Origin of the sequence: Streptomyces adelaidensis (genome assembly GCF_016598475.1) — a bacterium.
Lineage (GTDB): Bacteria > Actinomycetota > Actinomycetes > Streptomycetales > Streptomycetaceae > Streptomyces > Streptomyces adelaidensis.
In genome coordinates this window covers 123,563-138,000 of record NZ_JAEMUX010000008.1, presented here as the reverse complement: position 1 = coordinate 138,000, position 14,438 = coordinate 123,563, and the positions used below count along the sequence as shown (strand labels likewise).

The following is a 14,438-nucleotide window of genomic DNA, read 5'->3' as shown; positions in this document are numbered from 1 at the left end:
TGAACTTGATTCGACTGTCCATGCTTGACTGGATATCTGTCAATATTGATTGAATCAATACTCTGTCATTACGGATACGGTGACGTCCATGAAGGAGCAAGGCGATCGAGAACCCGGGGACGCGACGCACGGCCCCGCCCGCGCCGGCCGGCGGCTCACCACCAGGGAGACCGCCGAACTGCTCGGCGTGAAACCCGAGACCGTGTACGCCTATGTGAGCCGCGGCCAGCTCAGCAGCCGACGGGATCCGGGCGGACGCGGCAGCACCTTCGACGCCGAGGAGGTGGCGGCGCTCGCGGGGCGCAACAGGCGCGAGAGCAGTGGAAGTCCGGCCACGGGCGGTGAGCTCTCCATCCGCACCCGGCTCACCCTCATCGAGCGGGACCGCTACTACTTCCGCGGTGTCGACGCGACCGAGCTCGCCGCGCGCCACTCCTACGAAGAGGTCGCCGAGTGGCTCTGGACGGGCGAGTTGCGGCCCGGCGTCACCTTCACCGCCCCGAAGGCGTCCGTGACCGCCGCCCGCCGCGCGATCGACTCTCTGCCGGAGCACAGCGGCCCCGTCGACCGGCTGCGGGTGGCCGCGATCGCCGCCGCGGCGGCGGACCCGCTGCGCTTCGACCTCTCCGAAGCAGCCGTTCTCGGCACCGCGCGCACCCTCATCCCCACCCTCGTCGCCGCCCTCCCGCCAGTCATCCGTTCCCATCGCGACTCGGGGCCGCTGGCCGACCGCCTCTGGGCCCGGCTCAGCGGCCGTACCCCCGACGAGGCGTCACTGCGCGTCCTGGACACGGCTCTCGCGCTGCTCGCCGACCACGACCTGGCCGCCTCCACACTCGCGGTCCGCGTCGCCGCGTCGGCCCGTGCCCACGCGTACGCGGCGGTCTCGGCCGGTCTCGGCGCTCTCGAAGGCCCGCTGCACGGCGCGGCCAGCCCACTCGCCCACCGGCTGCTCCTCGACGTACTGGACCACGGCAGTGTCGCCCCTGTGATCGCGGACGAACTGCGCGTCGGCCGCAGCATCCCGGGGCTCGGACACCGCCTCTACACGGGCGAGGATCCACGCGCGCGTGCCCTGTTCGCCCTGCTGGAGGACATCCCCGAGGCGGCACCGGCCCTCGCGGCCGCCCGCGACCTCGTGGCGACCAGCGCCCGCCACACACCCCTGCACGCCAATATCGACCTGGCCCTCGCGGTCCTGACCGTCTCCTTCGGCATGCCCGCCACCGCCGGCGAGACCGTCTTCGCCGTGGCCCGTACCGCCGGGTGGATCGCCCACACCCTGGAGGAGTACGGGGAGCGTCCGCTACGGATGCGCCCGAGCGGCCAGTACGTGGGGGCGCGGCCACCGCAACCGCTCCCGCAATGAGCGCCCCAGGCGCCCGCATCCCGCGCTCCACCACGCCCGGGGGACCCGAATGCGCCCCTTCGTGGACCCTGTATGCACCCCTTTGGCCCGGCCGGAAGTCGCCCGCGCGCAACTCAGGTTAGGCTCACCTCTGTGAGTACGTGCACATCCGCGTCCCGACACCTCGGCGAGCCTCTCGCGGGGACCGCCGCCACGGCGAGGACATGGCTGCTGCTGGAACAGCCGGGCCCTTGGGGCGTCCAGGCGCTCACTTCGAGCCACCTGGACCCCGCACTCGGCCGCGCCCTGGAAGCCGCGGCGGAGGGCACCGGCGTACGCCTGGCGCTCATCCGGCGCCCCGGCCGCCACGCGGACTGCCACCAGGCCCGCGAGCGCCAGGTGTACGTGGCCCACACCGTCCCCGGAAACGTATGGCTGCACAGCGCCATGACGGCCGACCCCGAGCAGTTGCTCGACCTCGACTTCACCGCCCTCGGCCGGGGCGACCACCACACGGTCGAAACGGTCCTGCGGGGTCGGCCCCACACGGGCGACCCCCTCGCGCTCGTCTGCACCAACGGCAAGCGCGACCGCTGCTGCGCCCTCCTCGGTCGGCCGCTCGCCGCCGAACTGGCCGCCTCCGGAGTCGAGGGCACCTGGGAGGTCACCCATCTCGGTGGTCACCGCTTCTCGCCCACCCTGCTCGTACTGCCCTTCGGATACGTGTACGGCCGCGCCGAGGCCCATCACGTCAAGGAGGTCCTCCAAGGCGTACGCGAAGGGCGGGTCGTCACCGAGGGCTGCCGCGGCAGCTCCGCATGGCAGCGCCCCGGACAGGCGGCCGAGCTGGCGGTACGTACGCGGACGGGCGTCGACGCGGCCGACGCGCTCACCATTGTCAGCACGGACGGCACGGCACCCCACTGGGAAGTGACCGTCGCCCACACCGACGGCCGCCGCTGGACAGTCACCGTCGCCCAGGGCGCCTCCGAGCCCGCTCGCCCGGAAAGCTGCGGCTCTCCGCTGGGCTCCCCGGCCAGGATGGACGTCGTGGCCGTACGGGAACTCGCGCCGACGGCCCCCACGAGCTGACCGGCGCGACCTCCGCGGAGCCGCCGGCCGCCCCTTCAGAACCACGTCTCCGCAGACCCCTGCTTCCTGAGATCCGCGCCACACCCCACTACGACCGCCCCGCCCCCGCCACGTACCGTCATGGGTATGAGCCCCACTCCCCCCGCACGCCGCCTGCGTCTCGGCATGCCGCGGCGGGTGTTCTCGCAGGTCCTGCTGATGCAGGTGGCGATCGCCGCCGGGGTCGCCGTCCTCGCGACCGGGCTGTTCCTGGCACCGCTCAGCGATCAGCTGGACGACCAGGCGATGCGCCGGGCGCTCGCGATAGCGCAGACCACGGCGGCCCAGCCGCAGGTCGCGGAGGACCTGGTGTCGTCGGAGCCGTCGGTGAACGGCCCGGTGCAGGCCGAGGCCGAGCGGATCCGTAAGGCCAGTGGGGCCGAGTACGTCGTCGTGATGGACACGGACGGGGTGCGCTGGTCGCATCCCGACCCGGCGGAGATCGGCAGGCTCGTCTCGACGGACCCGCGCCGCGCCCTGTCCGGGCAGGAGGTCATGGAGATCGACTCGGGCACACTGGGACGCTCGGCCCGGGGCAAGGTGCCGCTGCGCGACGCCGATGGGAGAACCGTCGGCGCCGTCTCGGTCGGCATCGAGTACGACAGCGTGCGCGCCCGGCTCATCCACGCGATCCCCGGGCTCCTCGCGTACGCCGGCGGAGCCATGGCCGTCGGCACGCTGGCCGCGTATCTGATCTCCCGGCGGGTCCACCGTCAGACCCGTGACCTGGCCTTCTCCGATATCGCGGGGCTGCTCGCGGAGCGCGAGGCGATGCTGCACGGCATCCGGGAGGGCGTGGTCGCGCTGGACCGCGCCGGCCGCGTACGCCTGCTGAACGACGAGGCGCAGCGGCTGCTCGGCATAGGCGACGAAGCGGTCGGGCGGTCGCTCGACGACGCGCTCGGCCCCGGCCGCACGACCGACGTACTGGCCGGCCGGGTCACGGGCACGGATCTGCTGACCGTCCGCGGCCGGCGCGTGCTGGTCACCAACCGCATGCCCACCGACGACGGGGGCGCCGTCGCCACCCTGCGCGACCGCACCGAGCTGGAGCAGCTCGGCCGCGAACTCGACTCCACGCGCGGCCTGACAGACGCCCTGCGCGCCCAGGACCACGAGCACGCCAACCGGATGCACACACTGCTCGGCCTGCTCGAACTGGAAATGTACGACGAGGCCGTGGAGTTCGTCGGCGAGGTGGTCGGCGACCACCGGGCGACCGCCGAGCAGGTCACCGAGAAGATCCACGATCCGCTGCTCGCCGCGGTCCTGGTCGGCAAGGCGACCGTCGCGGCCGAGCGCGGGGTCGCCCTGTCGGTCGCGGGCGGCACCATGCTGCCGGACCGGCTGATCGACCCCCGTGGCCTGGTCACCATCGTCGGCAACCTCGTCGACAACGCCCTGGAAGCCGTCGCGGGCACACCGCACGCGCGCGTGGAGGTCGATCTGCGCGCCGAGGGACGTACGGCGATCCTCCGGGTCCGTGACACCGGCCCCGGAGTCCCGCCCGACAAGCGGGAGTTGATCTTCACGGACGGCTGGTCCACCAAGACGCCGCCGGCCCATCGCGAGCGCGGCATCGGGCTCTCCCTGGTCCGCCGCCTCGCCGAGCGGCAGGGAGGCAGCGCCCAGGTCGCGGAGGCGCACGGCGGTGGCGCGGAGTTCACCGTCGTACTGCCCGACGCGCTGGCGGAGCCCAACCTGGTGACGCGGACAACCGCGCCACCGACGCCCGCGTCCACCGCGCCCGACGACGGTCCTGTCCGGCACGACACGCCGGCTCGGCGGGACGCGCCGACGGCCGGCCCCGACGAGCGACCGGGCCCCGCGCAGGAGCCCGAAACCGCCACCACAGCCGCCGAGAAGGAGTCGCGATGATCGAGGTCCTGATCGTGGACGACGACACCAGAGTCGCCCGCGTCAACGCCGCCTACGTGGAGAAGGTCGCCGGTTTCCACGTGGCGGGCGTGGCCCACAACGCGGCCGAGGCACTCCACCAGCTGGAGACGCTGCCCCACGTGGACCTGGTCCTCCTGGACCACTATCTGCCGGACGAGACGGGCCTCACGGTCGTCCAGGAGATGCGCCGACGCGGCCATCAGACCGATGTGATCATGGTGACGGCGGCCCGTGACATTTCCACCGTCCAGGCGGCGATGCGCCAGGGCGCGCTCCAGTACCTGGTCAAACCGTTCGCGTTCGCCGGGCTGCGGGGAAAGCTGGAGGCCTACGCGGAGCTGCGGCGCACCCTCGACGGTGGCGGTGAGGCCGAACAGGCCGAGGTGGACCGGATCTTCGGCGCGCTCTCGGCGGGCGGCGAGCCGGACCTGCCCAAAGGCCACTCGGCCACCACCACCGAGCTCGTACGCCGTGCCCTGATGTCCGCCGAAAGCGCGCTGTCCGCCCAGGAGATCGCCGAGCGGACCGGCCTGAGCCGCCAGACCGCGCAGCGCTATCTGAAGCTCCTGGAGCGCACGGGACGGGCCCGGCTGACCCTCAAGTACGGCGACGCGGGCCGCCCGGAACACCGCTACGAGTGGGCGACCCGCCCCTGAGCGAAGCCCTCGACCTGCAGCTGAGGCTCCCTCACACCGCCCCGGCGCCCGTCAGCGACCGGACCTCGGTCTCCGCGTGCTTCGCCTCGTCGGCCGGTTCGGCCGAGGTGACCGTACCGAGCCAGCCCGCGAGGAAGCCCAGCGGGATGGAGACGAGGCCGGGGTTCTGCAACGGGAAGTACTGGAAGTCGACGCCGGGGAACAGCGAGTCGGCACTCCCCGAGACGACCGGCGACATCAGCACCAGGACCAGGGAGGGGACCAGTCCGCCGTACACGGACCACACCGCGCCGCGGGTGGTGAAGCCGTGCCAGAACAGTGAGTAGAGCAGCACGGGCAGATTGGCGGAGGCGGCGACCGCGAAGGCCAGTCCCACGAGGAAGGCCACATTCAGGTCCCGGGCGAGCAGCCCCAGCGCGATCGCGACCACTCCGATCCCGACCGCGGCGGTCCGCGCGACGGCCACCTCACTACGCGGCTTGGAACGCCTGCGCCGCAGCGACGCGTACAGGTCATGGGCGACGGACGCCGACGACGCGAGGGTGATCCCCGCGACGACCGCGAGGATCGTGGCGAACGCGATGGCCGCGACGATCGCGAACAGAACCGTTCCGCCGGCCGAACCCGCTCCACCGCCCAGATCGAGCGCCAGCAGCGGCACCGCCGTGTTCCCGGCCGCGTTGGACGCCCGTACAGCCTCCGGGCCGACGATCGCGGCCGCGCCGAAGCCCAGGACGATCGTCATCAGATAGAAGCCGCCGATGAGCCCGATCGACCACACCACCGAGCGGCGTGCGGCCCGCGCCGTGGGCACCGTGTAGAAGCGCGACAGGATGTGCGGCAGCCCGGCCGTGCCCAGCACCAGGGCGAGCCCGAGGCTGATGAAGTCGAAGCTCGCGATCCAGTCCCCGCCGTACTTCAGCCCGGGCGCGAGAAAAGCCTCTCCACGCCCACTGCGCTCTGCGGCCGTACGCAGCAATTGGTCGAAGTCGCCGTGAAATCGCACCAGTACGAGCACGGTCAGCGCGATCGCCCCGCCCATCAGCAGGACCGCCTTGACGATCTGGATCCAGGTGGTGGCCCGCATCCCTCCCAACGACACATAGACGACCATCAGTGCGCCGACGCCGATGACCGTCCAGGCCTGTGCCGCCTCGCCCTCTCCCCCCAGCAGCAGCGCGACGAGGGTGCCCGCTCCCACCATCTGCGCCACCAGATACAGAACGGACACCGCCACCGAGGAAGTTCCCACCGCGATCCGTACGGGACGCTCGCTCATCCGTGACGCGACCACGTCCGCGAGCGTGAACCGCCCGCAGTTGCGCACCAGTTCGGCCACCAGGAAGAGCACCACGAGCCAGGCCACCAGGAAGCCCACCGAGTACAGCAGCCCGTCGTATCCGAAGAGCGCGATGAGCCCGGAGATCCCCAGAAAAGATGCGGCGGACATGTAGTCACCCGCGATGGCAAAACCATTCTCCATAGGCGAGAACAGCCGTCCGCCGGCGTAGAACTCCTCCGCCGAGCCGTGCCGATTGCGGCTCACCCAGGTCGTGATCCCCAGCGTGACCGCCACGAACGCGCTGAAGAGCAGCAGCGCCAGCGTCTGATGGTCGACGGTCACCGCTCGCCCCCTCTGACGCCACGCGTCAACTCCTGGGTGTCCCAGCGCAGATCGAGCGCCGCCCGGTCCCGCCGCAGCCTGGCGTGCCGCGCGTACGCCCAGGTGAACAGGAACGTCGTGAGGAACTGCCCGAGCCCCGCCAGCATCGCCACGTTCACCGCGCCCGCCACCGGCCGTGCCATCAGCCCCGGAGCGGTGGTCGCCAACACGACGTACCCCACGTACCAGCTGAGGAAGACGGCGACACCCGGGATCACGAACCTGCGATACCGGCTGCGGACCTCCTGGAAGGCCGCGCTCCGCTGGACCTCCAGATAGACGTCCGCCGCACCCCCGCCCCGGCCCTCCAGCGCATCCGCCACGACCGGTACCGGCCCGCCCGTACCGTCCGACTCCCCCCAGCCGGAGGCCAACGCGTCATACCAGGGATCGTCGAACCGCACGTCCGCGCTGGCGAGGCCAGGCCCCTCGTGCTGCTCAACCGGGCTCTCAGAACCGCCCCCGCGTCGACGGGGCCGGCCGGTGCTTGACTGCATGCCCAAGCATGGACAGACCGCCAAGACCCCCGACTCGCCTCTTCCCCATTCTTCACCCCATCAGGTGAAGCACAGACCGAGTCCCGGCGTCCGGACCACCCAGCCCCTCCCCGACGACGGGCGGCCGGCCCCCGACCCAGCCACCCACCGGACCGAAGACGCCCCGGCCCGAGCGAGCGCAGCGCCTACGCGTCGATCCGCGACCGATCCAGGGTGGCCGCCGAACTCGAAATGAACTCCTTGCGAGGCGCGACATCATTCCCCATCAGCAGGTCGAAGACCTGCTCAGCCGCTTCGAGATCCGCGAGATTGATCCGCCGAAGCGTCCGATGGCGCGGGTCCATGGTGGTCTCCGCCAACTGGTCCGCGTCCATCTCGCCGAGGCCCTTGTAGCGTTGGATGGAGTCCTTGTACCGCACCCCCTTGCTCTGGAACTCCAGCACCTTGTCGCGCAGCTCACGGTCCGAGTACGTGTAGACGTACTTGTCCTGCCCCTTCTTGGGCTGGACAAGCTCGATCCGGTGCAGCGGCGGCACGGCGGCGAAGACGCGTCCCGCCTCGACCATCGGCCGCATGTAGCGCTGGAAGAGCGTCAGCAGCAGACAGCGGATGTGCGAACCGTCCACATCGGCGTCGGTCATCATGATGATCTTTCCGTACCGAGCCGCATCGATATCAAACGTACGCCCGGACCCAGCCCCTATGACCTGGATGATCGCACCGCACTCGGTGTTCTTGAGCATGTCCGTCACAGACGACTTCTGGACGTTGAGGATCTTGCCCCGGATCGGCAGCAGTGCCTGGAACTCGGAGTTCCGCGCCAGTTTCGCCGTACCGAGCGCCGAGTCACCCTCGACGATGAACAGCTCGCTGCGCGCCACGTCGTCACTACGGCAGTCGGCGAGCTTGGCGGGCAGGGACGAGGACTCCAGGGCCGTCTTGCGGCGTTGCGCGTCCTTGTGCTGACGTGCGGCGATACGCGTACGGGCGGCCGAGACGGCCTTCTCCATGACGACGCGGGCCTGCGCGGCGGCGTCCCGCTTGGTGGAGGTCAGGAATGCCTTGAGTTCCCTGGCGATCACCTGCGCGACGATGCGGCGGGCCGCCGAGGTGCCGAGAACCTCCTTGGTCTGACCCTCGAACTGCGGTTCGGCGAGACGCACGGTGACGACGGCGGTGAGGCCCTCCAGGGCGTCGTCCTTGACGATGTCGTCCTCGGCGACGCGCAGCAGCTTCTTGGCGCGCAGCACCTCGTTCATGGTGCCGGCCACGGCCTGCTCGAAGCCCGCGACATGGGTGCCGCCCTTGGGAGTGGCGATGATGTTCACGAACGACTTGAGGGTCGTGTCGTAGCCGGTGCCCCAGCGCATGGCGACGTCGACGCCGAGTTCGCGGGTGACCTGCGTCGGCGTCATCTGGCCGTGCTCGTCCAGGACGGGCACGGTCTCCTTGAAGGTGCCCTGCCCAGAGAAGCGGAGGATGTCGCAGACCGGCTTGTCGGAGGCCAGGTACTCGCAGAACTCGCTGATTCCGCCGTCGAAGCGGAAGGACTCCTCGCCCTTGCTGCCGCCCTCGCCGAGGCCGAACTCGTCACGGACGACGATCGTCAGGCCGGGCACGAGGAAGGCCGTCTGGCGGGCTCGCTGGTGCAGGTGCTCCAGCGAGAGCTTGGCGTCCTTGAGGAAGATCTGGCGGTCGGCCCAGTAGCGCACGCGCGTGCCGGTGCGCGTCTTGGGGATCCGCTTGGTCTTGCGCAGGCCGCTGCTCGCCTCGAACTTGGCGTCGGCGCCGTTCCCCGTGAAGGCACCGGGCACGCCGCGCCGGAAACTGACGGCATGCGTGTTGCCGCTGCGGTCGACCTCGACGTCCAGGCGGGCGGAGAGCGCGTTCACTACGGAGGCGCCGACGCCGTGCAGTCCCCCGGAGGCGGCGTACGAGCCACCACCGAACTTGCCGCCGGCGTGCAGCTTGGTCATGACGACCTCGACGCCGGACAGACCGGTCTTGGGCTCGACGTCGACCGGGATGCCGCGGCCGTTGTCCCGCACCTCCACGGAGGCGTCGTCGTGGAGGATCACGTCGATGTGGTCGCAGTGGCCCCCGAGGGCCTCATCCACGGAGTTGTCGATGATCTCCCAGAGACAGTGCATCAGGCCTCGACTGTCAGTCGAGCCGATGTACATGCCGGGGCGCTTCCGCACGGCCTCAAGTCCCTCAAGGACGAGCAGGTGCCGCGCGGTGTAGTTGGAACCGTCCCGGTCTGCTCCGGTCAGCAGCGCTGTGGACGGCACGGACGTATCGGCGGTCACGCGGTTCGCTCCTCGCTGAATTTCAGGTGAGGCCCATTTGGGTAAGGGGCCGGGCTCTGTTGCCGGTCCGAGGGTACCGAGGCCTGGTAGAGCCGTTGTAACGCCACCCTCGTCCGAAACTCACAGTAGTCCAGTGTCGTATGCATGTTCGATCCCTCGATGGGGTGAAGTACATATCACGTTCCCTTCGGGGCATGAACCATTTAGGCTCCGGGCACGTCCTCATGAACAACCGGCAACCCAGCCGCGAGGACCGTACAACCGAGAGAACAACCGAGAGAACCACCACCAGACCCCCCGACAGCCAGCGCGAACCCGTACGACACGAAGACACGCACTACGGCTCATTCGCCGCCAACCGGCAGCAGACAGCCGGCCCGGAAAGATTTTTTCGAGTTAAAGCCGCGAGCGGGAACGTTTTCGGCCTGGTTGGATGTTGACCCTGGTACGACAGCTCGTCGAGCTAGAGAAGAGGCGACGTGACTACTGTTCTGACCCCCGCGACCCCGCTGACGGCCGCTGACCGGTGCGACCGCTGCGGCGCCCAGGCCTATCTGCGCGTCGTCCTCCTGAGCGGTGGAGAGCTGCTGTTCTGCGCCCACCACGGCCGCAAGTTCGAGCCGGAGCTCAAGAAGATCGCCGCGGAGATACAGGACGAGACGGAGCGGCTCACGGCCGCCCCCGCGACCGCAGAAGAGGACGAGCGCTGACGCTTCGTACTTAACGACGAGCCGATACCGGCCCAGGGCCGGTGACTGGGCGGCCACTCCCGTACACACAGGGGGTGGCCGCCCGCTCGCGTACCGACACAACAGGGAACGGGCCGCCTACGGCGCCTCGGCGCCGCCTGAGGGGCTCTCCGCCAGTACCCGGGCCACGTACGAGCCTCTGGTGTAGACGCCGGGCTTCCCCGCGAGTCCGCAGCCGCTGCCCCACGACACCAGCCCGATCAGTTTGCCCTCGGCGACCAGCGGCCCTCCGCTGTCGCCCTGGCAGGCGTCCCGCCCACCGCTCGGCTCCCCGGCGCACACCATGGAGCCGGCCAGGTATCTGCCCTCCGCACTGCCCGGGTACGCCTTCTCACAGACGGCGTTGGCAAGCACCTCCACCGGCGCCGCCCGGAGACTCTCCGGATAGTCGCCGGCACCGGTGGTGTCCCCCCAGCCGTAGACCGAGGCCCGCGCACCTGGTAGGTACGCCGTGTCACCGGCCCCCGCCAATCCGAGGACGGAGTTCTCGGGCAGCGGTGAGGCAAGGGTGACCACCGCGAAGTCCCCGGCGTTCGTGTGGGCGCCGTACTCCGGATTGACCCAGGTGTCGCGCACCGCGATCTCCTGGCCCTCGTTCGACTGCAGCTCGGCGCGGCCCGCGACGACCCTCAGATCGGGAATACGTTCCGGGGGCGCGCCCAGCACGTCCTCGCTGAGGCAGTGGGCGGCCGTCAGGACTGTCGTACGGCCCACCACGACACCGCCGCAGAACTGCCCGGCCCGCGTACCCCCGAACCGGTCACGGCTGGACAGCGCCACCGTCCAGGGCGCCTGGGAGATCTCGACGGGATGACCGCCGATGACGACCTCCGCCGTGGCGGGCGGCGGTGACGCCAGGGGTATGACGGCCGTGGTGGCCGCGAGGGCCAGCAATCGGGCGAAGGATCGACGCATGCGCGCTCCTCACTCTGGGACTTGGATGGCACACCCAGAGTGATCCACCAGAAAGGCTTCCGCATGCCGCGCCCATGCCGAAGGCCCGGCCCCCGCGAGGGAACCGGGCCTTCGATGCCGACCGTGCGAGCGGTCTCTGTGCTACCTAGTCCAGGTAGTCGCGCAGGACCTGCGAGCGCGACGGGTGGCGCAGCTTCGACATCGTCTTGGACTCGATCTGGCGAATGCGCTCACGCGTGACGCCGTACACCTTGCCGATCTCGTCGAGGGTCTTCGGCTGACCGTCGGTGAGACCGAAGCGCATGGAGACGACGCCCGCCTCGCGCTCGGAGAGCGTGTCGAGGACGGAGTGCAGCTGCTCCTGCAGGAGCGTGAAGCTGACCGCGTCGGCCGGGACGACGGCCTCGGAGTCCTCGATGAGGTCACCGAACTCGCTGTCGCCGTCCTCGCCCAACGGGGTGTGCAGCGAGATGGGCTCTCGGCCGTACTTCTGGACCTCGATGACCTTCTCGGGGGTCATGTCGAGTTCCTTGGCCAGCTCCTCCGGGGTGGGCTCGCGGCCCAGGTCCTGGAGCATCTGGCGCTGGACGCGCGCGAGCTTGTTGATGACCTCGACCATGTGCACCGGGATACGGATGGTGCGGGCCTGGTCGGCCATGGCGCGGGTGATCGCCTGACGGATCCACCAGGTGGCGTACGTGGAGAACTTGTAGCCCTTGGTGTAGTCGAACTTCTCGACCGCGCGGATCAGACCAAGGTTGCCCTCCTGGATGAGGTCCAGGAAGAGCATGCCGCGGCCGGTGTAGCGCTTGGCCAGGGAGACCACCAGGCGGAGGTTGGCCTCCAGGAGGTGGTTCTTGGCGCGGCGGCCGTCCTCGGCGATGATCTCCAGCTCGCGCTTGAGCTTGGGGGCCAGCTTGTCGGCGTTGGCCAGCTTGTCCTCGGCGAACAGACCGGCCTCGATGCGCTTGGCGAGCTCGACCTCCTGCTCGGCGTTGAGCAGCGGGACCTTGCCGATCTGCTTGAGGTAGTCCTTGACCGGGTCGGCGGTGGCACCGGCGGCGGCGACCTGCTGGGCCGGCGCGTCGTCCTCGTCCTCGTCGGACAGCACGAAGCCGGCGCTCTCGGTGCCCTCGGGCTCCTCACCGGGCTTGGCACCGGGAGTCTCCTCCAGTGCCTCTTCGTCGACCACCTCGGCGTCGTTCTTGGCGGTGGTCTTCTTGGCCGCCGTTTTCTTGGCGGCGACGGTTTTCTTGGCGGCGACCGTCTTCTTGGCAGCCGTCTTCTTGGCTGCGGCGGCCTTCTTGGCGGTGGCGTCCTCGGCGGAGGCGTCGTCCGAGGGCACCGCGGGAGCGGCTGTGGCGGTGGCCTTCTTGGTGGTCACCGTCTTCGCCGCGACCGTCTTGGTGGCGGTGCGCTTGGCCGGACTCTTCGCTGCGACGCTCTTTCGGGTGCGCTTGGGCTCTGCGGCACTGACCATCAGCGTCACACCCTCTTCCTCGAGGATCTGGTTGAGGCTGCGCAGTACGTTCTTCCACTGAGTGGCCGGAATCTGGTCAGCTTCGAAGGCCCGACGCACATCGTCGCCGGCGATCTGCCCCTCAGCCTTTCCCCGCTCAATGAGCGCCATGACAGAGACGGACTCGGCGATCTCCGGCGGGAGCGTACGGGATGTGCTGGCCGACACGAACAACCTCTCGGAACGTTGGAAAACGACTTCCGGCCCCGTCCATCGCGGACGGGAGCCGACCACCGGCTTGGGAGTGGGCCGACGGTGCGGGCGGGGGCCGGGAAGATGCACAGCGCCCTGAACGGCGTCCGTATTCCCTCCGCGGCTGTCACCTCTTAGGTCATCGCGCTGTTCCCGCGAGCGTTACGCCCAATCTGCGTGGCCCGAGTCACACCCCGTAAGCGCTCAAAAGCAATCAGATATGGCCGAAGGTAATCGACCAAGGCCACGACCGGCACTACTTCGACGTGTACCCGAACGATTCCCGAACGAACTCCTCAACGCGGATCACCGTCCCCACCGACATCCGACCGCCTCAGCGGGTCCGCCTCTCCCGCTGGCCCATCGAGATCCACCGCTCCCGCCGCGGACGATTCCCGCCACCCCTCGTGCCGCCGGACCCCGCCGAATCCCAGAAGGATCCGATGGGGTCCGGCGGCACGGGTTCGCCGCTCGGACGATGCCACAGCGGGACTCGCGCCCGGGCCGTACCGCCCCTGTCTCGCTCTCGGCGCCCTCAGTGCTCGCGTGGAGCCGGCACCACGCGCTCCACCTCGGGGTGGACGGTGAGCAGCTGCCGCATGGCCGCCTCGGCCGCCCCTCCGTCGCCCGCAGCGAGGGCGTCGACGATCCGGGCGTGGTGCACCAGGGTCGACTCGCCCGGCCGGTCACAGCCGGTGGCCGGACCGCCGGAGACCTGGAGGGCGGACGAGACGATCCCGGAGAGGTGCTCCAGCATGCGGTTGCCCGCGACCTGGATGAGCAGCGAGTGGAATTCGGCGTCCGCGCGGGAGAAGGTCAGGGGGTCGCCCTGCGCCATGGCGTGCCCCATGAGCTCGACCATGTCGCCGAGGCGCTGCTGGACGTCGTCACGGCCGTGCCCCGCAGCGAGGCGGGCGGCGAGCGGCTCGATCGTCCAGCGCAGCTCGCTGAGCTCACGCCGCTGGTTGTCACGCTGCGGACCGAAGGCCCGCCATTCGATGATGTCCGGGTCGAGCAGATTCCAGTCGCTGACCGGTCGTACGCGCGTGCCGACGTTGGGCCGGGCGCTGACCAGGCCCTTCGCCTCCAGGACGCGCAGGGATTCGCGGACGACGGTGCGGGAGACCTCGAACCGCTGGCCGATCTCCTCGGGTACGAGAGGGCGGTCCGCGCCCAGGTCGCCCGAGACGATCATCTGGCCGAGCTGCTGGACGAGTTGGCCGTGCAGCCCGCGTCCACGGCTCCCGGCGGCGCGGCGGCCCACGCGCCCCAGCTCGGGATCCGCGCCCTCCCAGGCGGGGAGGCCTACGCGGTCGACGCCGGGGTGCTCGGCATACGGGTAGCGGTCGAGTCCGCCCGGTCCTGCGAGGCCGGAGTCGGCGGAGCGGGCGGCGTTCATCATGGTGTGCGCAAGGGTACTCACGCATCCTTTGTCGGCTGCGTTCCCAACTCCCTTGAGGTCTTTGGTGAAAAGCACACGAAAGGGTGATCGCTCACCCCGTCGCAATTGACGCCTTATCGGAAAGAAATGGGCGTTCTACGAGGAGTTGCACGCATTGT

11 protein-coding genes are annotated in these 14,438 nt (G+C 70.0%); 5 read left to right on the top strand and 6 right to left on the bottom strand.

Annotated features, from left to right (window positions below; genetic code table 11):
• The first annotated feature begins 88 nt into the window (after window positions 1-88).
• The 4 genes from I8N67_RS06820 to I8N67_RS06805 all read left to right on the top strand — a co-directional run bounded on the left by I8N67_RS06820 (window position 89) and on the right by I8N67_RS06805 (window position 5,034).
• On the top strand, window positions 89-1,369 hold the full coding sequence (locus I8N67_RS06820; protein ID WP_200301671.1) for a citrate synthase: 1,281 nt from the start codon (window positions 89-91) through the stop codon (window positions 1,367-1,369).
• 132 nt (window positions 1,370-1,501) lie between these two features.
• Window positions 1,502-2,440: a ferredoxin family protein gene (locus tag I8N67_RS06815; RefSeq protein WP_200301670.1), complete on the top strand. Its 939-nt coding sequence runs from the start codon at window positions 1,502-1,504 to the stop codon at window positions 2,438-2,440.
• A gap of 126 nt (window positions 2,441-2,566) precedes the next feature.
• Window positions 2,567-4,357 carry an ATP-binding protein gene (locus tag I8N67_RS06810; RefSeq protein ID WP_234045214.1) on the top strand — a complete coding sequence of 597 codons (1,791 nt, stop codon included), beginning with the start codon at window positions 2,567-2,569 and terminating at the stop codon, window positions 4,355-4,357.
• On the top strand, window positions 4,354-5,034 hold the full coding sequence (locus tag I8N67_RS06805; protein WP_200301669.1) for a response regulator: 681 nt from the start codon (window positions 4,354-4,356) through the stop codon (window positions 5,032-5,034). Before I8N67_RS06810 ends, I8N67_RS06805 begins: the two co-directional genes overlap by 4 nt.
• 31 nt (window positions 5,035-5,065) lie before the next feature.
• Here I8N67_RS06805 and I8N67_RS06800 read toward each other — a convergent pair whose 3' ends face one another.
• From I8N67_RS06800 to I8N67_RS06790, 3 genes are all read right to left on the bottom strand, one after another.
• The gene (locus I8N67_RS06800) at window positions 5,066-6,658 is read right to left on the bottom strand and encodes a monocarboxylic acid transporter (RefSeq protein WP_200301668.1); all 1,593 of its coding nucleotides are present in this window, start codon (window positions 6,656-6,658) and stop codon (window positions 5,066-5,068) included.
• Complete coding sequence (locus I8N67_RS06795) at window positions 6,655-7,194, bottom strand: DUF485 domain-containing protein (RefSeq protein WP_200301667.1); 540 nt, start codon at window positions 7,192-7,194, stop codon at window positions 6,655-6,657. The genes I8N67_RS06800 and I8N67_RS06795 overlap by 4 nt, the downstream gene beginning before the upstream one ends.
• A 185-nt stretch (window positions 7,195-7,379) precedes the next feature.
• Window positions 7,380-9,503 (bottom strand): DNA gyrase/topoisomerase IV subunit B, encoded by a 2,124-nt coding sequence (locus I8N67_RS06790; protein WP_200301666.1) that lies wholly within the window; start codon window positions 9,501-9,503, stop codon window positions 7,380-7,382.
• 479 nt (window positions 9,504-9,982) lie between these two features.
• On the opposite strand from I8N67_RS06790, the gene I8N67_RS06785 reads away from it, so the two are divergent.
• On the top strand, window positions 9,983-10,213 hold the full coding sequence (locus tag I8N67_RS06785) for a DUF7455 domain-containing protein (RefSeq protein ID WP_013000244.1): 231 nt from the start codon (window positions 9,983-9,985) through the stop codon (window positions 10,211-10,213).
• Between the two features lie 117 nt (window positions 10,214-10,330).
• Here I8N67_RS06785 and I8N67_RS06780 read toward each other — a convergent pair whose 3' ends face one another.
• The 3 genes from I8N67_RS06780 to I8N67_RS06770 form a co-directional block, all read right to left on the bottom strand.
• Window positions 10,331-11,167, bottom strand: a complete 837-nt coding sequence (locus I8N67_RS06780) for a S1 family peptidase (RefSeq protein WP_200301665.1) — start codon at window positions 11,165-11,167, stop codon at window positions 10,331-10,333.
• Window positions 11,168-11,312: 145 nt separating this feature from the next.
• The gene (locus tag I8N67_RS06775; RefSeq protein ID WP_200301664.1) at window positions 11,313-12,854 is read right to left on the bottom strand and encodes an RNA polymerase sigma factor; all 1,542 of its coding nucleotides are present in this window, start codon (window positions 12,852-12,854) and stop codon (window positions 11,313-11,315) included.
• Between the two features lie 559 nt (window positions 12,855-13,413).
• Window positions 13,414-14,301, bottom strand: a complete 888-nt coding sequence (locus I8N67_RS06770; protein ID WP_200301663.1) for a FadR/GntR family transcriptional regulator — start codon at window positions 14,299-14,301, stop codon at window positions 13,414-13,416.
• Between the last annotated feature and the right edge of the window lie 137 nt (window positions 14,302-14,438).

Bases quoted from the DNA above. Each gene is read 5' to 3' on its own strand.
- I8N67_RS06820 (WP_200301671.1), top strand. From the start codon at position 89: ATGAAGGAGCAAGGCGATCGAGAACCCGGGGACGCGACGCACGGCCCC.
- I8N67_RS06810 (WP_234045214.1), top strand. From the start codon at position 2,567: ATGAGCCCCACTCCCCCCGCACGCCGCCTGCGTCTCGGCATGCCGCGG.
- I8N67_RS06805 (WP_200301669.1), top strand. From the start codon at position 4,354: ATGATCGAGGTCCTGATCGTGGACGACGACACCAGAGTCGCCCGCGTC.
- I8N67_RS06795 (WP_200301667.1), bottom strand. From the start codon at position 7,194: ATGCAGTCAAGCACCGGCCGGCCCCGTCGACGCGGGGGCGGTTCTGAG.
- I8N67_RS06780 (WP_200301665.1), bottom strand. From the start codon at position 11,167: ATGCGTCGATCCTTCGCCCGATTGCTGGCCCTCGCGGCCACCACGGCC.